Genomic DNA, 17,467 nt, shown 5'->3' on the forward strand with positions numbered 1-17,467 from the left:
ACGCCGCTGTGGCACGGGTCCTTGGTCCCGGGAATGGGGAGCAACGGTCCCTCAGGTGCTCGCATTCGAGCGGCTCGCCGTGTCGTCGACCACATCGATCACGTTTCGCAGTGCTGTGATCAGTGCGCCGTACAGCGGCCAATAGAGCCCCGGAAGGTCCTCGACCGACAGATCCCTGGTCAGGGTGTCGATTCGGGTGCGGACCCCGGCGACCTCCTGGTCCGGCTCGGTGATGCGTCGCCCCAAGTCGTCGAGGAGACCCACCCAGGGGTCGCGGAACCGCTCGTCCCAGGAGTGGGCACTGCGGGTCGACTCATCCACGGTGCGGGCGATATTGCGTAGTTGGGCGACCCCGTCCTCGAGCCGACGCAGGACGTCCTCCAGGGTCGTGTCGTGTTCGGCCGCCGTCTTGCCCGTGAGACGGCGAGGATTCCACCAGCTGCTCTCTCTGGCGTGGCCGACCAGGGCCCAGGCGTCGTCGAGATGCCGATCCATGTCCCGGGTCGCCTCGATCCATTCGCCGGACAGTTCGGGACCGAAGTCCGAGCGCAGTTCCTGCGCCATCCTCCGCATCAGTCCGCCCATCTCGCGGTTCACCTGATCGACCTGCATCCGGGCGCTGCGATCGTTCAACGGTGGGAGGACCAGAAGGTTGACCAGGACCCCGATCGTGACCCCCAGTGCGACGTCGAGGAATCGCTCTCCTAGCTGCTGCGCCTGCTGTTCGTACCCGGTGGTGAGGACGAACAGGGCGGTGGTGGCCACGGCCACGCCCTCTTCCCGTAGGGGTTTGATCCGCGAGACCAGCAGACCGATCAGCAACGCCAGGGTCAAGGCGAGGACCCCGTTGCCGGTGACCGCCACGGCCAGCACCGACAATCCGATTCCCAGGACCGTCGCCGATACGGACTGAGCGCCCCGCCAGAAGGTCCGGTAGACGGTGGCGTGCACGGTGAGGAGCGCGGTCCAGGGGGCGAGGAACGGTTGGGCCAGGTCGAAGACCTCCACCGCAAGCAGCCAGGCCACGACCGCTGCCAGCACCGTCTTGGAGATCTGGATCAGGTCGGTCTGGTTCGCGGGGGAGCGGAGCCACCCCAGCGGAGACCCAAATCGGGAGGTGAGTCGCAGGCCCATGCGACCAGTCAATCTCACCTCCGCTCGGGTGCGCCACCGGCGTCTGGGCTCCGCGCGGCTGGGTCCTTCGGGGTCATTCCGGGGACACAGGCCGGTCCGGCGTCGCACAATCGGGGGACCCCCCAACGTCAGGAATCCCCATGTCACCCCTCCTGCGGCTTCTCCCGCTTGCGCTGCTGTGCAGTCTGCTGTTCGTCACCCCGGCCTCCGTCGGCGACACATCCGAGCCGGAGGCGGTCGGCGGGAACCCGCTCGCGGGACGGACGATGGGCGTCTACAAGGGGTATGCCGAGCAGACGTGGGCGCCGTACGTGAACGCCACCGGTCGCAAGAAGGACCTGCTCGGGAAAATCGCCCTTGCCCCGAAGGCCAAGTGGTTCGGGGACTGGATCTCCAACGCGAGCGTCAAGCGCAAGGTGCGCGACTACATCTCCAATGCGCAGGCTGGCGACCCCGAAGCGCTGGTGCAGATGGCCGTGTTCCGGATGGACCCCTGGGAGGGTGAGGCCTGCCGTCGACTTCCGACCAAGGCGGAGAAGAAGTCCTACCGGCAGTGGATCCGCCGATTCGCCCAAGCGACGGGCGACACCCACGCGGCGATCATCCTGCAGCCGGATGGGCCGTTCGCCCTGTGCGCGCCGGGTGGATCCAAGGTGCCGTCCCGTCTGGTCAAGTACGCCGCCAAGCGGTTCGCGGCGCTACCCAACACGAGCGTCTACATCGACGCCGGTGCCTGGGACTGGCCGCACCGCTCCCAAGGCGGAGTGGACGCGGTCCTGCGGTTCATCATTCCCGGGGGCATCCGGTTCATCCGCGGGATCGCCCTGAACAGCACCCATTACTCCGACACCGAGCTCGAGATCGAACGCGGCACCGCGATCGTCGAGGCGCTGGCCGCACGGGGGATCACCGACAAGCACATCGTCATCAACACCTCCTCGAGCGGCAACCCCTTCGAGTTCGGCAAGTACGACGGCAAGGACGACAACAACGCCCGGGTCTGCCGCCGGAAGACCGACCCGCGGATCTGCCTGAAGCTCGGCATCCCCCCGACCACCGACGTCACCAACTCGGCCTGGGGTCTCTCGGAAGTGGCTCGCGAGCGAGCTGCTCAGCACGTCGACGGCTACCTCTGGTTCGGGCGCCCGTGGCTCTACCGCCAGGCCGACCCCTTCGTGACGCAGCGAGCGTTGGCGCTGGCCCGCACGTCACCGTACTGACGCGCGGACCAGCCACCCCTTAGATGTGGGTCAGAACTCCTCGTCGAACCCGACGTCGCCGGTGACCCCCACCTGATAGGCGGAGACCTTCCGTTCGAAGAAGTTCGAGAGCTCCTGGACGTCCTGCAGCTCCATGAAGGCCAGCGGATTTTTCGACCCGTAGATCACCGGCAGGTCCAACCGCTCCATTCGGCGGTCCGCGACGTACTCCAGGTAGGACCTCATGTCGGCCGTCGACAACCCGGCGACCCCTCCCTCGAGGAGGTCCTCGGCGAACTGGGCCTCGGCCTCGACCCCGTCGATGAGCATCTGCCGGACCTGGGCGGCCATCACGTCGTCGAACAGGTCCGGCTCCTCCGCCCGCACCGTGTCGACCACGTCGAAGGCGAAGGCCATGTGCATCGACTCGTCCCGGAAGACCCAGTTCGTCCCCGACGCCAGCCCGTTGAGCAGGCCACGACTGCGTAGGAAGTAGACGTAGGCGAACGCGCCGTAGAAGAACAACCCCTCGATGACCGCGGCGAAGCAGATCACGTTCAGCAGGAACGCCCGCCGGTGCTCACGCGTCTCCAGCGCGTCCAGGTCGAAGACCGTGTCGATCCACCGGAAACAGAAGTCGGCCTTGGCCTTGATCGAGGGGATGTTGTCCACCGCGGCGAAGGCCTCGTGCCGCTCATCCTCGTCGGTCACGTAGGTGTCGAGCAGGGTCAGATAGAACTGAACGTGTACTGCCTCCTCGAAGAGCTGCCGGGAGAGGTAGAGCCGACCCTCGGGGGAGTTGATGTGCTGGTACAGGTTCAGCACCAGGTTGTTGGCCACGATGGTGTCCCCGGTGGCGAAGAAGGCCACCAGTCGGGAGACGAGGTGCTGTTCGGCTGGACTGAGCTTGGCGAGGTCCTTCAGATCGGAGTGGAGGTCGATCTCCTCCACAGTCCAGGTGTTTTTGATCGCGTCGCGATAGCGGTCGTAGAAGTGCGGGTAGCGCATCGGGCGCAGGGTCAGATTCATCCCGGGGTCGAGCAGCATCCGCTCGGTGGTGGTGGTGGGAGTCGTGGTCATTGGCAGGCCTCGCAGTTATCGGGGTTCTCCAGGGAGCAGGCGAGCGCTTCGGACGCCTGGGTCTCCGGATCGGGGACGGTCGCGGTCTCGCGAACCGATGTGGTGGTCTGTTGGATCCGGGTCGCAGGGCGGGACCGCAGGTAGTAGGTCGTTTTCAACCCGGACTTCCAGGCGTGCAGATACATCGAGGAGAGCTTCCCGATGGAGGGCCCGGCGATGAACAGGTTGAGGGACTGACTCTGATCGATGTACGCCGCGCGATCGGCGGCCATGTCGACCAGCGCCCGTTGCGGCAGCTCCCAGGCGGTGCGGAACAGGGCGCGGATGTCCTCGGGGATGGCCACGACGCCCTGCACCGACCCCTCGGCCCTCTTGATGGCCTCCCGGACCTCGGCGGTCCACAGCCCGCGAGCCTTGAGCTCACGGGTCAGAGCCGCGTTGACCTGCAGGAACTCACCGGACAGCGTCTCGCGTTTGAACAGGTTGGAGACCTGGGGCTCGATGCACTCGTAGCACCCGGCGATGGAGGCGATCGTGGCCGTCGGGGCGATGGCGATGAGCAGCGAGTTGCGTAACCCGTGCTCGGCGACCGCGGCGCGTACCGCTGTCCACCGCGCCTCCTGGTGGCCGGTGACCCCCCACAGGTCGGGTTGCAGGTCGCCCCCGGCCGCCCTGGTCTCGGCGTACGCCGGATGCGGCCCGTGCTTCCCGGCGAGGTCGCAGGACACCTCCAGGGCGGTCAGGTAGATCTCCTCCGAGATCCGGGTGGACAACTCCCGCGCCGCGGGGGAGTCGAAGGGCAGAGCGAGCGCGAAGAATGCGTCCTGAAGACCCATCAGGCCCAGCCCGATGGGTCGCCACCGAGGGTTGGAGGCGGCCGACTCGGCGCTGGGGTAGAAGTTGATGTCGATGACGCGATCCAGGAACGGCACCGCGGTCCGCACGGTTTCGCGGAGTTTGTCCCAATCGATGTCGTGGTGATCCCCGTCGCGGGTGAGGTGTTGGGCCAGGTTGATCGACCCCAGGTTGCACACGGCAGTCTCATCGTTGGAGGAGACCTCGACGATCTCGGTGCACAGGTTGGACAGGTGCACCACCGGGCCGCCGGGGGTGTCGCGGGTTTGGTTGCAGGTCCGGTTGGAGGCGTCCTTGAAGGTCATCCACCCGTTTCCGGTCTGGGCCAGGGTGCGCATCATCCTGCTGTAGAGATCGCGGGCCTGAACCTGACGGACGTAGCGCCCCTCCGCCTCGGCCCGTCGGTAGGCCTCGTCGAACGCGGCCCCCCACAGGTCGGGCAGCTCGGGGGCCTGATCGGGGTCGATGAGGGACCACACCTGGTCCGCCTCGACCCGACGCATGAACTCGTCGGGGATCCAGTGCGCCAGATTCAGGTTGTGGGTGCGGCGGGCGTCCTCACCGGTGTTGTCCCGCAACTCCAGGAACTCCTCGACATCCGGGTGCCACGGCTCGAGGTAGACACAGGCGGCACCCTTGCGCCGTCCGCCCTGGTTGACCGCGGCCACCGAGGCGTCCAGCGTGCGCAGGAACGGCACGATCCCGTTGGACTGACCGTTCGTGCCCCGGATCAACGCACCGCGGGAGCGCACCCGGGAGAACGCGATGCCGATGCCGCCGGCGAACTTCGACAGCTTCGCCACCTGGGTGTAGCGCGAATAGATCGACTCGAGGTCGTCCACCGGGGAGTCGATGAGGTAGCAGGAGGACATCTGGGTATGCCGGGTCCCGGAGTTGAACAACGTCGGGCTGCTGGGCAGATAGGCCAGGGACGACATCAGCCGGTAGAACTCGACCGCCTCCGACGGGCTCTGGGCCAAACCGGAGGCCACCCGGAGCAGGAAGTACTGCGGCGTCTCCACGACCAACCGGGAGGTCGGGTGCCGCAGGAGGTAACGGTCGTAGACGGTGCGCAAGCCGAAGTACTCGAAGCGATGGTCGGCCTCGTGGTCGATGGCGAAGTCGAGCTTGCGGGCGTTGTCCTTGACGAAGCGGGCGGTGTCGTCACCGATCAGACCCTCGGCGTGACCGAGGGCCACCGATTGGCTGAAGGACATCACCCCCTGGTTGCGGACCTCCTTCTCGATGTACCCGGCCAACAGGCGGGCCGCGAGGCGGGAGTACTGCGGCTCCTCGCCGATCATCTCTGCGGAGGTCTGGATGGAGAGCCGGTCCAGTTCGGCGGTGGTGGCGCCGTCGTAGAGGCCGCTGATGGTGCGGGTGGCGACGCGCATCGGGTCGACGTCGGCCAGGTCGCCGCTGACGCGGTCGACCGCCCGGACGATCTTGTTCACGTCGACTGATTCGGTGTCGCCGTTGCGTTTGCGGACGCCCATCGTGGTGCGTCGGGGATTCTCTGTGACCGTCATGTCTCTCCTCGCGAGTTCGGTCGTGGACCGGTCGGAGTGCCGCGAGGAGGGTGACGTCGAGGACGACGCTGACGGTTTCTCCGGCGCGCGTCGTACGAGGCGTCGGCCGTCCCACGAGGCCTTCGACCACCGCACCCGGGGTGGGTACGGTGCGCTGGCAGGTCTTCGGACTCGCGGGCCTGTCGTGGTCGGTCTCCCGACGCGGACTCCTACTGGCCGCCGCTTCCCAAGCGTTCCGGGGTTCTCCGGGAGTTGCTCAGTGCTGTTGACGACTGTCGTTCCCACTCACCGCTGCGGGGCAGTCCCGGTCTCTCACCGGGTTCCCTGTTGCCACGTGACGCCTGGGTTGACGCCACGAACCAGCTGCATTCAGCACCATATGTAGGGATCGAGGTGAAGTGTGGGACCACATCTAGTGGTGGCGTGTCGCTTGCCGAGAGTGGTGCAGTAGGTCGAATCGTGCTGCCCCCTTGTTGCCCGCCGCTGGTTCTGATCAAGTGAGCGCATGCATGAGGTGACGCAGGGCGAGGACATCGAGAACGCCTCGGTCGACGAACTCAGGACACTGCAGTGGCAGCGGCTCCAGTGGTCGGTTCGACACGCCTACGAGAACGTTCCCCACTACCGGGCGTCGTTCGACGCGGTCGGCGTGCATCCTGACGACCTGACCGATCTGTCGGACCTCGCACGACTCCCGTTCACCACGAAGGCGGATCTACGCGAGAACTATCCCTTCGGGATGTTCGCGGTGCCGCGGGAGGAGATCGCGCGGTTGCACTCCTCCTCCGGAACCACCGGGACCCCGACGGTGGTCGGCTACACCGCCGAGGACCTCGACGTCTGGGCCACCGTCATGGCCCGCAGCCTCCGCGCGGCCGGTGCCCGGCCCGGAGACCTGTTGCACAACGCCTACGGCTACGGGCTGTTCACCGGCGGTCTCGGTGTCCACGCCGGAGCTGAGCGACTCGGGTGCACCGTCGTCCCGGTCTCCGGTGGGATGACCGAGCGCCAGGTCCGCCTGATCATGGACTTCCGTCCCCGCGTCATCACGGTGACGCCCTCCTACCTGCTCGCGATAGTCGATGAGATGCGTCGCCAGGGGATCGACCCGCGCTCGACTTCGTTGGAGATAGGCGTCTTCGGTGCCGAGCCCTGGACCGATCAGATGCGCACCGAACTGGAGCAGACCCTCGGCATCGATGCCGTCGACATCTACGGACTCTCCGAGGTGATGGGGCCAGGAGTCGCCCAGGAGGTCGTGGAGACCAAGGACGGTCTGCACATCTGGGAGGACCACTTCTACCCCGAGATCATCGACCCGTTGAGCGGGGAGGTGCTGCCCGACGGGGAGGAGGGCGAGTTGGTGTTCACCTCCCTGACCAAGCAGGCGATGCCCGTGATCCGCTACCGCACCCGGGACCTGACCCGACTGCTTCCCGGCACCGCTCGGCCGATGCGCCGGATGGAGAAGGTCACCGGTCGCACCGACGACATGATCATCCTGCGGGGGGTCAATCTGTTCCCGACCCAGATCGAGGAGCTCCTGCTCGGCGTCCCCGCCCTGGCCCCGCACTTCCAGTGCGTCCTGGTCCGACCCGGGACGCTCGACGAGATGATCGTCCGGGTCGAGAGACGCGGCGACGCGGAGCCGGGCGCTACGGATCGGGCCGCGGCCGAGTTGCGACACCTGGTCAAGAGCACCATCGGGGTGAGCATCGGTGTCGAGGTCTTGGCGCCGGACGGGATCGAACGGTCGATGGGGAAGATGCGACGGATCGTCGACGAGCGACCCCTACGTTGAATCGCAGCAGGGCCCGCTCGAGGCGTTGACACGCATCGACCGGGCCCGGCTGGAGCAAGACATCCGCAATCCCCCCAGATTTGCGGCCAGTCCGACTCTGTCAGCGGCTATCCCCCAATCGCTGCTGACAAAGAGAACATTACGGACGGCGCCGCAACAGACGGCCCACATCTGGGGCACGAGCGGGGAAGCGTTCGGTAACACGTTCGCTCCTCGCTCAGCGGCTACGGGTGGCCTGCGGCAGATCTTGCGGATCTCTTGAGCGACCACCGGGGTCGAAACCTAGGCGGGTGAGCTCTACGCGCAGCGGAAGACCTCGCGGCCCGAGGCCGCGGCGGCGTCCTGGACCTTCAGGGTGTCGCGTACGACGCCGAAGATCTCCTCCAGGACCAACGGCGCGTCCGCGATTCGCATGTGGGGGTTCGTGATCGCGACAGGGTGCCACCAGGCGCCGTCCGCGGTGATCACCGGCTCGGGCTCGAGGTTGTCGATGGACACGTGGACCCCGCCTTCGGCGAAGCCCTCGTCGGCCACCGGACGGATCACCCGGTCCTCCTTGTCGATCCCGATGATGTCGAGACGCTCGTGCAGCGCGGCGACGCCGACGGGATCCTCGTCGAACATCGTCGCGGCCACGCGGACCTGGAAGCCCAGCGAACGGGCCAGGTCGATGCCGTCCATCGCACGGGCCCACGATCCGGCGCCACGCATCTTGTCGTGGGGGCCGGGCGCCGCAGAGTCCAGACTGACCTGCATCACCACCGAGCGGTCGATGTTCTCGAGCGTCTCTCGGCGTCGTCCCTTCCCGAAGACCATGGCGTTGGTCAGGATCGTGCGCGAGAGTCCTTCGCCGGCTTCGACCAACTGTCCCAACTCGGGATGCATGAAGGGCTCACCGCCGGTGAGGAAGAGTTCCTTGCCGCCCTGCTCCCGGAACTCGGCGAACAGATCGCGGCACACGTCGACATCGAGTCGACGGGCGTCGGCTTTGGGGGAGGACTCGGCACAGCAGTAGAGGCAGGCCAGGTTGCAGTCGAAGTTGGTATAGGCCCACAGTCGGCTCCCGACCGGCGTACGACCGCCGAGGCTGAACACCGTCGCGTCCTGGGCGGGAACCCCGGCCTTGGCGACCGAGAACCACCACGGACCCTGATCGGTCTCCGCGACCCGGGCGGCGATCTGGTGGCCCACCAGTTCGGCCCAGACAGGGAGGTCGATCTCCACACTGGGCTCAGCACTGCGGATGCCCAGGGTGTCACCGGGCTCGAGGCGACGCATCGCCCGGGTGATCAGCAGGAGCAACCCGCTGCCGCAGTCCATGTCACCGCCGTCGATCAGCGTCTTGACGTGTCCCGCCGGTGTGTCCTGGGGTCCCTGAGGAACGATCAGTGGCCGATCATCGTGTTTCATGGTTCGACTCTAAGGGTGGGGCGGGGACGTAGGGTCGCGTCATGACTGACGAGCCGCTTTACCGACCCACCGACGCCGAGTCCCGCAGCGAGTTCTGGGAGAACGTGCACGACGACAAGGACGTCGATGGGGTGTCGTGGTGGCAGTCGGTGCCGGGGTTGTCGTTGGGCCTGGTCGACGAGACCCAGATCGCTCTGGACCGCGGTGTCATCGATGTCGGCGCCGGCTGGTCGACCCTGATCGATCACCTCATCGAGCGGGGCTACGCGGACCTGACCGCCATCGACCTGTCGGCCACCGCGTTGCAGACCGTCCGCGACCGGATCCCGGCTGATCGAAGCGACGTGGTCCTCGACGTCGCCGACATCCTCGACTTCCGCCCGGGCCGGACCTACACGATCTGGCACGACCGCGCCGTCTTCCACTTCCTGACCGAACCCGAGGAACGCGACGAGTACCGCGAGTCGCTGATGCGGTGCCTCGAGCCGGGTGGGTACGTCGTGGTCGCCACCTTCGGCCCCGACGGCCCGCTGACCTGTAGCGGACTACCGATCGTGCGCTACACCCACGAGGAACTGGCCGCGGAGTTCCCCGACTTCGAACTGATCTCGACCAGCGGCGAGGAGCACGTGACCCCGTGGGGCACCAACCAGCAATTCACCGCGATCCTGCTCAAGCAGGCGACCGCTGCTTGAACGAGCTGTCAGCCTCGCGACACGTCCGTGGGTCGTGTGCCTGGCGCCGGTGTTTGGGTAGGTGTGGGGCACACGACCTGACTGGCCTACCTAGTGCCGTCGGGGCTAATCTGGGTTGTGTGTCTGAGGCCGGTGCTGCGGTAGGTCTGGGGCACACGACCCGTTCATCGCGAATCAGCTCGGCAAAGCCAACAACCCCAGGTCGAAGCGGGACCGGACTCGGGTGGAGGCGGCAGTAGCAGCGACGATCATCACCGCGTCAGACTCCTTGCCGGACGTGATCTCCACTGCGCCGGAGTCGGCGGACTCACGGTGCGCCATCACCCAGTCGAAGAGCAGCCAATCCACCGCTCCCGAGGCGGCCAACGGCTCGACGTCGGCTTCGGTGACCGACGAGGTGACTCGTTTCAGGGCTTCACGGTGCTCGGTCAGGGTCGCGTCCTTGTCGACGCCAGAGGAATCGAAGAGGAGCATCGAGAGCGTCGCCGGCAGCCGGCGGCCCTCGTCGCTGACGACCAGCCACCGAGCACCGGCCCATTCCTGGTCGTCGTCGACCCAGTGCAGGCCTGCGCGACCGCCGACCACACCCGGTCCCGGGACATCGAGCGCCCCGTCGAACGGCGCGGGCCCCATGAGCCCGATGGCCTGACGAGCACGGATGCTCATCAGGGCGGCGGTTCCGATGATCTGTCCGGCCCGTACGTCGTCGGGCAGGTCCGCGGCGACGGGAGCAAGTCGCGCCGTGTCGTACTCCTCGCACGCTCGGTCGATGGCCCGGTAGGACGCCGCCAGATCGTCCTGTTCATCCGGCCTCGGTCCGCGACCGCCGCCGAGAAGTTCGCCGAAGCGTCCGGCCACCTCGATGAGTACGTCGTCCAGTGCTTCGAGGTGGGTGGGCAGCCACCGGTCCGCTTCGGCCCCCGGGAGATCGACCACGTCGACCAGGCGTAGGGGGTCGCCCTCGGAGGAACTCCAATGGAATCCGATGATCGCTGGGTCAGTGTTGATCCGAGGCAGCATCAGGGGGTGCCCGTCAGCCGCTGGTGCCAGGCATCGAGCCCCTCTCCGGTGCGGGCGCTGACCTCGATCACGACCGCGGTGGGGTTGATCTGTCTGAGATTGGCGCGGAAGAGCGCGAGGTCGAAGTCCAGGTGGGGGAGAAGGTCCATCTTGTTAACCAGCACCACGCTCACGGAGCGGAACATCACCGGGTACTTCAGCGGCTTCTCTTCGCCCTCGGTGATCGCGTAGACCATCACCGACTCGTGCGCCCCCACGTCGAACTCGGCTGGGCACACCAGGTTGCCCACGTTCTCGACCAGCAGGAGGTCCAGGGTCTGGAGGTCCAGATTCCCCAAAGCCCGGGCGACCATCGGGGCGTCGAGGTGGCACTCACCGCCGAAGCCGTTGCCGGTGTTGAGCAGGGCGATCTGGGCCCCCAAGCCGGTCAGCCGGTCGGCGTCGATCGATGTTTCGATGTCGCCCTCCACGACCCCGGCCCTGATCCCGGCCTCCTGAAGGTGCCGCAGCGTATGAACCAGTAACGTCGTCTTGCCGGCTCCGGGTGACGACATCAGATTCACGCACCGGACCCCAGCGGCATCGAAAGCGGCGCGGTTGGCCTCCGCGGACTTGTCGTTCTCGCCGAAGATCCGTTCCAGCACGCTGACCCGTTCGGTCCCCGTGTCGTAGGCCGAGTGGTCCCCGTGCCCCGACTCGTGGTCGTGGTCGTGGGTGGTGCCTTCGTCGTGCCGGTGGAAACGTCCCATCAGGACTCCTTAGTGGGTGTGAGCGCGAGATCCAGCGAGGTCACCATGAACTCCTCGCCGCTGTGCAGGCTGATCACCCCGCTGCCGCACGCGGAACAGGTCAGAACCAACACGTGCTCAACGGTGGTGCGGGCCCCACAGTCGGTGCAGTCCAGGACCACCGGCACATGATCGATCTCCAATCGGGAGCCGTCCAGGGCGGTGGTCTCGGTGACCATCTCCCAGCAGTAGACGAGGGTGGCGGGTACGACCTGCCGCATCTGACCGACCTGGAGGTGCACCACCTGCACCTCACGCCCGTTCCGGGCGTCGTCGACGATGCCGTAGATGCCGCGGCACAGGGAGAGTTCATGCACTGCGGAACCCTCGCAGCGTGTGGGAGGGGGTCTCCCCGAATCGTTGGCGGTAGGCGCCGGAGAAGTTGCCCAGATGGGTGAACCCCCATCGGGTGGCGGTCTCGGTCACGGTCACCCCGGAGTGCGGGGCCGCCTCCAGCAGCGTGCGGCGTACGGCGTCGAGGCGTCGGTCGCGGACGAAGGTGATCGGGGTCGTGCCGAGGTCCTCGCGGAAACCGACCTGCACCGACCGGGGACTCATCCGGGCGTACGACGCGATGTCCTCCAGGCTGATCGGCTCGGCGAGGTGACGTTCGATGAACTCGATCGACCGGGTCACCGCCGCGCGGCCCGAGCGCCGGGGCCGGGAGCGCAGGGTCTCGCTGTAGTTGGACGGTTGCATGTACAGCAACGTCGAGACGATCAGCTCCTCCAGGGATCCGGCGCCGTACCCCTGGCGGACCAGCGATTGCTCCGAGAGCACCTCGCTGAAGAGGATCTGGAGCGCGCCGTGCCACCGAGCGGCCGTGTCGGTGGTCAGGTCCGCCACCGGTTCGAAAACCACCGGGCCCGTCAGTCGTCGGCCCAGCATCCGGGAGAGCTGCCGCTCGACCGCCTTCTGCTCGATCCGGATGATGGTCTGGGGCGAATCGTGGTCCAGATGAAGGTGGTAGTCCGTGTCCGGTGAGATCACCAGGGCGAAGTAGGGGGTCAGCTCGTGGGTGACACCCTTGATCCGGGCCTGCGCCTGCCCGGCGCTGGTCATGTGGACCGTGAAGCAGGTGGTGGCCTGGGGAACGTGCACCGTCGTGGCGACGGCGAAGTCGAGGTAGGCCATGGTGACGTCGAGAAGCTGTACGGCGTTGAGCCGACAGTGGAACCCCTCTCCCGGGCGGTCCGCAAAGGAATGCTCCGGTGTCACTTGGCAGTGTCCGAGGAATTGGGACGTCGCGTCGGTCGCCTCCACGAGGTCCTCGGTGTCGAGCACCGGGTGGTTGTGCAGAGCGGCCGGCACGCCTCGCGGCTGGATGCGTCGGTGCACGTCCAAGCGGGTCCGGTCCACATTCATGAACCGCAGTCGCGACAGGCCATCGACCACCCAGTCTCACCTCCGCCCTTCCGTTTTGATCAGTCCTTGTCGACCTGCGCGTGTGACCACTATCGACTTCTTGCGCCTTACGAGCAAGAAACCTGCGTAATTCGGATAGCGCTGTCGTTCGGGTGATAGTTCGTCCGATACGTGGCGTCCTACATTCCTGGCCTCGGCCCGGCACTCTTCGGGCCTGGTCAGGAGGACAGGATGACGCTCGCTCCCAGCCGCGAAGCCTCGGCTCAGGCCGCTCTGCAGGCACGCTTGGAGGATCCTCAGGTCGCCGCATCCCTGGCCACGCTGCTCGACCATGCCGACCTGTTGGCGGTCATGCTCGAGGGGCTCGACGGGTTTATCGCCCGCAGCGAGGTCATCGGGGCCAGCCTCGCCGACGGGGTCAGCGAACTGCGAGGTATCGCCGGCGGCTCAGCGTTCGCGGATCTTGCTGCGGAGGTCGACGTACCGGCGCTTCTCGCCGCCGCGACCAGCCTGGCCGAGGTGTTGCCCAAGGTGACGCCGCCACTCGTCGCCGCCTTCGAGGGCGGAGCCCCCGAAGAGCTGGCCAAGATCGGCGCCGGCGTGGCCCAGGGCAACGCCGACTACGCGGCCGGCCCGGTCGAGATCGGTGGGGCGTTCTCACTGCTCAAGCTGCTCAAGGACCCCGACATCAATCGGACGCTCAGTTACTTCGCGACCGTCGCCAAGGCAGTCGGCCGCGAACTCGGCACCACCAGCACCACCGCGAAGAACTCCGCTCCCTCCTAGTAGCAAAACATCTTCCAGAGTTAGGCAGGCAACCAGATGTCCTCAGTGCTGTGGTTCCAGGCAGGAGCTTGTTCGGGCAACACCATGTCCTTCCTCAATGCCGAGGAGCCCAATGTCGTGGATCTGATCCTCGACTTCGGGCTGGAGATTCTCTGGCATCCCTCGCTCGGCGTCGAGCTGGGCGATCAGGCGCAGAAGATCTTCCGGGACTGCGTCAGCGGGGACACCCAGTTGGACATCTTCGTCCTCGAGGGGACCGTCATCCAGGGTCCCGACGGATCGGGTCGGATGGACATGTTCGCCGATCGACCGATGATCGAGTGGATCACTGAGTTGTGCGATGCCGCCAGCATCGTCGTGGCGATCGGCGACTGTGCCTGCTGGGGTGGTATCCCGGCGATGGAACCGAACCCGAGCGACTCCACCGGTCTGCAGTTCCACAAGCGTGAACGCGGCGGCTTCCTCGGCCCGGACTGGCGATCGAAGTCCGGGTTGCCGATCATCAACATCCCCGGCTGCCCCGCGCACCCGGACTGGATCACGCAGATCCTGGTCGCCCTGGCCACCGGTCGGGCCGGTGACATCGCCCTTGATGATCTGCATCGTCCGCAGACTTTCTTCAAGACCTTCACCCAGACCGGATGCACCCGGGTGCAGTTCTTCGAATACAAGCAATCCACCACCAGCTTCGGTGAGGGCACCCGGACCGGCTGCCTCTTCTACGAGTTCGGCTGCCGCGGCCCGATGACGCACTCGCCGTGCAACCGGATCCTGTGGAACCGGCAGTCCTCCAAGACCCGATCCGGGATGCCGTGTCTGGGGTGCACCGAACCGGAGTTCCCGTTCTTCGACCTCGCGGCTGGCACCGTCTTCAAGACCCAGAAGGTCTCCGGGACGATCCCCAAGGAGGTGCCCGAAGGCGCCGACCATCTCACCTATATGGCCCATGCGGCGGCGGCGCGAATCGCCGCTCCGCAGTGGTCGAAAGAAGACATGTTCGTCGTGTGAGGTGAGTAGCCGATCACCTCACCGCAGGGAAGACGTAGGCCAGCACCGAGCTCATCCCGTAGACGCCGTCACGACGCCATGGGGATCAAGTCGAGAAGGAAGTACTCACCATGACCGCAACGCAATCCTCCAGCGAGGCCGTGGATCTCTTCGTGTCCCCTTTGGGACGAGTCGAAGGTGATCTCGACGTCCGGGTGACCATCGAGGGCGGTGTCGTCACCTCCGCCTGGACCGAAGCCGCAATGTTCCGTGGGTTCGAGATGATTCTGAAAGGCAAGGACCCGCAGGCGGGACTGATCGTGACGCCCCGGGTCTGCGGGATCTGCGGGGGCAGCCACCTCTACAAGGCCTGCTACGCCCTCGACACGGCCTGGAGCACTCACGTTCCGCAGAACGCCACACTGATCCGCAACATCGCCCAGGCCTGCGAGACGCTCCAGTCCATCCCGCGCTACTTCTATGCGCTCTTCGCGGTCGATCTGGTGAACAAGAACTACGCCGCGTCCCCGATGTACGACGAGGCGGTCCGCCGGTTCGCACCGTACGTCGGCACGTCGTACCAGAAGGGCGTGGTGCTCTCCGGGAAGCCCGTGGAGGTGTACGCGATCTTCGGTGGCCAATGGCCGCACTCCTCGTTCATGGTCCCGGGTGGGGTCATGTGTGCCCCCAACCTCTCCGACATCACCCGCGCCACCGCCATCCTTCAGCACTGGAAGGACAACTGGCTCGAGGGCATGTGGCTCGGGTGCTCGGTGGAGCGCTGGTTGGAGGTCAAGTCCTGGGAGGACATGTTGGCCTGGGTCGAGGAGAACGAGTCGCAGTACAACTCCGACTGCGGGTTCTTCATCCGCTACTGCCTCGACGTCGGCCTGGACAAGTACGGCGCGGGCTGCGGCAACTACTTCGCCACGGGGACCTACTTTGATCCGGCGTTGTATGAGAACCCGACCATCGACGGCCGCAACGACGCGCTCAAGGGCCGCTCTGGCATCTACGCGGACGGCAAGTGGTCGACCTTCGACCACATGCGCGTCACCGAGGACGTCAGCCACTCCTTCTACACCGGCGACCGCCCCCTGCACCCGTGGGAGGGGGAGACCAACCCGGTCGACCCGAAGGATGGGCGCGAGCAGGGCAAGTACTCCTGGGCCAAGTCTCCGCGGTACGACGTACCCGACCTCGGTCGGATGCCCCTCGAAGCCGGGCCGCTGGCCCGGCGAATGGCCGCCGGCGCACCCGGAGCGCTGCCCCACCAGGATGACGACCCGTTGTTCGTCGACATCCTGAACAACATCGGCCCGTCGGTGTTCTCCCGGCAGATGGCGCGGATGCACGAGGCGCCGAAGTACTTCGCATGGTGCATGGAGTGGCTGAGCCAGATCGATCTCCAGGGCTCCTTCTACACCAAACCCACCGAGCACGCGTCGGGCAAGGGATTCGGATCCACCGAGGCCGCTCGTGGGGCGCTGTCCGACTGGATCGTGTTAGAGGACGGAAAGATCAAGAACTATCAGATCGTCACGCCGACAGCCTGGAACATCGGACCCCGCGACTCCACGGGCACCCTCGGACCCATCGAGCAGGCGCTGCTCGGCACCCCGATCGTGGACATCGAGGACCCGGTGGAACTCGGCCACGTGGCTCGGTCCTTCGACTCCTGCCTGGTGTGCACGGTGCACGCCTACGACGGCAAGACCGGCAAGCAACTCAACGAGTTCGTCATCAACGGAATGGTGTGAGACGGGCCGAGGTGAGGCCGAGAATCGACATGGCGCCGGCCGTGCAGCAGCCCTACGAACTACTCGACGACGGATTCGCTCCGGAGCCGTGCGAGTTGCTGGTGATCGGCTGCGGGAACATCCTGCGGGGCGATGACGCGGTCGGCCCGATCCTGGTCCGCCACCTCCACGAGCGGGGTATCCCGGACGGTGTGCGTGTGGTGGACGGCGGTACGTCCGGGATGGATGTCGCCTTCGGCATGCGGGGAGCCGAGCGGGTCGTGATCGTCGATGCGGCCAGCACCGAGAACCCGGCTGGGACGGTCTACCGGGTCCCGGCTGAGCACCTGGCGGAACTGCCACCGATCGACGGCCTCCACACCCACAACTTCCGGTGGAACCACGCCATCTCGTTCAGTTCATGGTTGTTGGGGCCCTTGCGCCCCACCGACGTCACGGTCTTCCTCGTCGAGGCCGAACAGTTGGAGCCGGGGACGGAGTTGAGTACGCCGGTCGCGCAGGGCATGCAGCAGGTGCTGGAGCTGATCGTGAGCGAGTTCTTCCCCGCCGCCCCCACCGTGGAGATCACCGAAGACGGCTACCTGCACGTCCCGGCAGCCCTCGCCGCCCGCTGGTTTCCCCAGGATGTGTGCGTGGCCCGGATGGAGGGCCCCGACCTGGACCTGGTCCCGTTGGCCGGGTCCGGCTACGGCGGGTTGGTCCTCAAACAGTGCAACGCAGCCGGAGACCGGTCGCTCCTGGTGAGCGAGGTCTTCGCGTTCGCGCCCGCGATCGGGAGGTTTCCGGTGCGGTGGGACGAGGCCTCGGGGTCGTTGCGGGTGCTGGTCGGTGAACCAACGGGGGGAGCGCAGGCTGATGGAGTACGAGGTCCAGACCGAGGTCGTGCGGGAATCGGGCCAGTGGACGGTGTATCTGATCGTGCTCAGCCCCGAGGGGATCGATCGTCGACCGCTGCGCAACTTCCGGACCGAGCTGCGGGCCCACCAGGCCGCGGACGTGATTCGTCGTACCGCGGCGAGACGTAGAGGACCCCTTGGTCCACCAGACCGGTGAGCAGC

General features: G+C 66.5%; 15 protein-coding genes and 1 riboswitch. Of the genes, 7 read left to right on the top strand and 8 right to left on the bottom strand.

The window, feature by feature from the left end:
• Positions 1-51 precede the first annotated feature (51 nt).
• Entirely contained in the window at positions 52-1,134 is a 1,083-nt protein-coding gene (locus ACYVLV_RS14040) for an FUSC family protein (RefSeq protein ID WP_460810846.1), read from the bottom strand.
• A gap of 140 nt (positions 1,135-1,274) precedes the next feature.
• Between ACYVLV_RS14040 and ACYVLV_RS14045 the strand changes: the two genes are divergently transcribed.
• The gene (locus ACYVLV_RS14045; protein WP_460810847.1) at positions 1,275-2,354 is read left to right on the top strand and encodes a glycoside hydrolase family 6 protein; all 1,080 of its coding nucleotides are present in this window, start codon (positions 1,275-1,277) and stop codon (positions 2,352-2,354) included.
• Between the two features lie 30 nt (positions 2,355-2,384).
• Here ACYVLV_RS14045 and ACYVLV_RS14050 read toward each other — a convergent pair whose 3' ends face one another.
• Both ACYVLV_RS14050 and ACYVLV_RS14055 read right to left on the bottom strand, forming a co-directional pair.
• The gene (locus ACYVLV_RS14050) at positions 2,385-3,413 is read right to left on the bottom strand and encodes a ribonucleotide-diphosphate reductase subunit beta (protein WP_460810848.1); all 1,029 of its coding nucleotides are present in this window, start codon (positions 3,411-3,413) and stop codon (positions 2,385-2,387) included.
• Positions 3,410-5,797, bottom strand: coding sequence for a ribonucleoside-diphosphate reductase subunit alpha (locus ACYVLV_RS14055; protein WP_460810849.1), 2,388 nt, complete (start codon positions 5,795-5,797; stop codon positions 3,410-3,412). The genes ACYVLV_RS14050 and ACYVLV_RS14055 overlap by 4 nt, the downstream gene beginning before the upstream one ends.
• A gap of 139 nt (positions 5,798-5,936) precedes the next feature.
• Positions 5,937-6,176: riboswitch (cobalamin riboswitch) on the bottom strand.
• A 126-nt stretch (positions 6,177-6,302) separates the two neighbouring features.
• Here ACYVLV_RS14055 and paaK point away from each other — a divergent pair.
• Positions 6,303-7,598: a phenylacetate--CoA ligase PaaK gene (gene paaK, locus ACYVLV_RS14060; RefSeq protein ID WP_460810851.1), complete on the top strand. Its 1,296-nt coding sequence runs from the start codon at positions 6,303-6,305 to the stop codon at positions 7,596-7,598.
• Between the two features lie 297 nt (positions 7,599-7,895).
• On the opposite strand, the gene ACYVLV_RS14065 is transcribed toward paaK, so the two are convergent.
• Positions 7,896-9,008 (bottom strand): radical SAM protein, encoded by a 1,113-nt coding sequence (locus ACYVLV_RS14065; protein WP_460810852.1) that lies wholly within the window; start codon positions 9,006-9,008, stop codon positions 7,896-7,898.
• A 41-nt stretch (positions 9,009-9,049) separates the two neighbouring features.
• On the opposite strand from ACYVLV_RS14065, the gene ACYVLV_RS14070 reads away from it, so the two are divergent.
• Positions 9,050-9,703 (top strand): class I SAM-dependent methyltransferase, encoded by a 654-nt coding sequence (locus tag ACYVLV_RS14070; RefSeq protein ID WP_460810855.1) that lies wholly within the window; start codon positions 9,050-9,052, stop codon positions 9,701-9,703.
• Positions 9,704-9,877: 174 nt separating this feature from the next.
• On the opposite strand, the gene ACYVLV_RS14075 is transcribed toward ACYVLV_RS14070, so the two are convergent.
• From ACYVLV_RS14075 to ACYVLV_RS14090, 4 genes are read right to left on the bottom strand one after another with little or no spacing between them, the layout of a single operon-like run.
• Entirely contained in the window at positions 9,878-10,723 is an 846-nt protein-coding gene (locus tag ACYVLV_RS14075; protein WP_460810857.1) for a hypothetical protein, read from the bottom strand.
• Entirely contained in the window at positions 10,723-11,472 is a 750-nt protein-coding gene (gene hypB, locus ACYVLV_RS14080; RefSeq protein ID WP_460810859.1) for a hydrogenase nickel incorporation protein HypB, read from the bottom strand. The genes ACYVLV_RS14075 and hypB overlap by 1 nt, the downstream gene beginning before the upstream one ends.
• Positions 11,472-11,828: a hydrogenase maturation nickel metallochaperone HypA gene (locus tag ACYVLV_RS14085; RefSeq protein ID WP_460810861.1), complete on the bottom strand. Its 357-nt coding sequence runs from the start codon at positions 11,826-11,828 to the stop codon at positions 11,472-11,474. The genes hypB and ACYVLV_RS14085 overlap by 1 nt, the downstream gene beginning before the upstream one ends.
• Positions 11,821-12,906 (bottom strand): AraC family transcriptional regulator, encoded by a 1,086-nt coding sequence (locus ACYVLV_RS14090; protein WP_460810862.1) that lies wholly within the window; start codon positions 12,904-12,906, stop codon positions 11,821-11,823. Before ACYVLV_RS14090 ends, ACYVLV_RS14085 begins: the two co-directional genes overlap by 8 nt.
• Before the next feature lie 201 nt (positions 12,907-13,107).
• Here ACYVLV_RS14090 and ACYVLV_RS14095 point away from each other — a divergent pair, with 201 nt between their 5' ends.
• The 4 genes from ACYVLV_RS14095 (at position 13,108) to ACYVLV_RS14110 (ending at position 17,434) form a co-directional block, all read left to right on the top strand.
• Positions 13,108-13,662, top strand: coding sequence for a DUF1641 domain-containing protein (locus ACYVLV_RS14095; RefSeq protein ID WP_460810863.1), 555 nt, complete (start codon positions 13,108-13,110; stop codon positions 13,660-13,662).
• A gap of 36 nt (positions 13,663-13,698) precedes the next feature.
• On the top strand, positions 13,699-14,670 hold the full coding sequence (locus tag ACYVLV_RS14100; protein ID WP_460810865.1) for an NADH-quinone oxidoreductase subunit B family protein: 972 nt from the start codon (positions 13,699-13,701) through the stop codon (positions 14,668-14,670).
• A gap of 110 nt (positions 14,671-14,780) precedes the next feature.
• Positions 14,781-16,409 carry a nickel-dependent hydrogenase large subunit gene (locus ACYVLV_RS14105; RefSeq protein WP_460810866.1) on the top strand — a complete coding sequence of 543 codons (1,629 nt, stop codon included), beginning with the start codon at positions 14,781-14,783 and terminating at the stop codon, positions 16,407-16,409.
• Positions 16,410-16,438: 29 nt separating this feature from the next.
• The gene (locus ACYVLV_RS14110; protein ID WP_460810867.1) at positions 16,439-17,434 is read left to right on the top strand and encodes a hydrogenase maturation protease; all 996 of its coding nucleotides are present in this window, start codon (positions 16,439-16,441) and stop codon (positions 17,432-17,434) included.
• Positions 17,435-17,467: the final 33 nt, after the last annotated feature.

It is taken from the genome of Nocardioides salsibiostraticola (genome assembly GCF_054783655.1).

Bases quoted from the DNA above. Each gene is read 5' to 3' on its own strand.
- ACYVLV_RS14040 (WP_460810846.1), bottom strand. From the start codon at position 1,134: ATGGGCCTGCGACTCACCTCCCGATTTGGGTCTCCGCTGGGGTGGCTC.
- ACYVLV_RS14075 (WP_460810857.1), bottom strand. From the start codon at position 10,723: ATGCTGCCTCGGATCAACACTGACCCAGCGATCATCGGATTCCATTGG.
- ACYVLV_RS14045 (WP_460810847.1), top strand. From the start codon at position 1,275: ATGTCACCCCTCCTGCGGCTTCTCCCGCTTGCGCTGCTGTGCAGTCTG.
- paaK (WP_460810851.1), top strand. From the start codon at position 6,303: ATGCATGAGGTGACGCAGGGCGAGGACATCGAGAACGCCTCGGTCGAC.
- ACYVLV_RS14095 (WP_460810863.1), top strand. From the start codon at position 13,108: ATGACGCTCGCTCCCAGCCGCGAAGCCTCGGCTCAGGCCGCTCTGCAG.
- ACYVLV_RS14070 (WP_460810855.1), top strand. From the start codon at position 9,050: ATGACTGACGAGCCGCTTTACCGACCCACCGACGCCGAGTCCCGCAGC.
- ACYVLV_RS14055 (WP_460810849.1), bottom strand. From the start codon at position 5,797: ATGACGGTCACAGAGAATCCCCGACGCACCACGATGGGCGTCCGCAAA.
- ACYVLV_RS14100 (WP_460810865.1), top strand. From the start codon at position 13,699: ATGTCCTCAGTGCTGTGGTTCCAGGCAGGAGCTTGTTCGGGCAACACC.
- ACYVLV_RS14050 (WP_460810848.1), bottom strand. From the start codon at position 3,413: ATGACCACGACTCCCACCACCACCACCGAGCGGATGCTGCTCGACCCC.
- hypB (WP_460810859.1), bottom strand. From the start codon at position 11,472: ATGGGACGTTTCCACCGGCACGACGAAGGCACCACCCACGACCACGAC.
- ACYVLV_RS14110 (WP_460810867.1), top strand. From the start codon at position 16,439: ATGGCGCCGGCCGTGCAGCAGCCCTACGAACTACTCGACGACGGATTC.
- ACYVLV_RS14105 (WP_460810866.1), top strand. From the start codon at position 14,781: ATGACCGCAACGCAATCCTCCAGCGAGGCCGTGGATCTCTTCGTGTCC.
- ACYVLV_RS14065 (WP_460810852.1), bottom strand. From the start codon at position 9,008: ATGAAACACGATGATCGGCCACTGATCGTTCCTCAGGGACCCCAGGAC.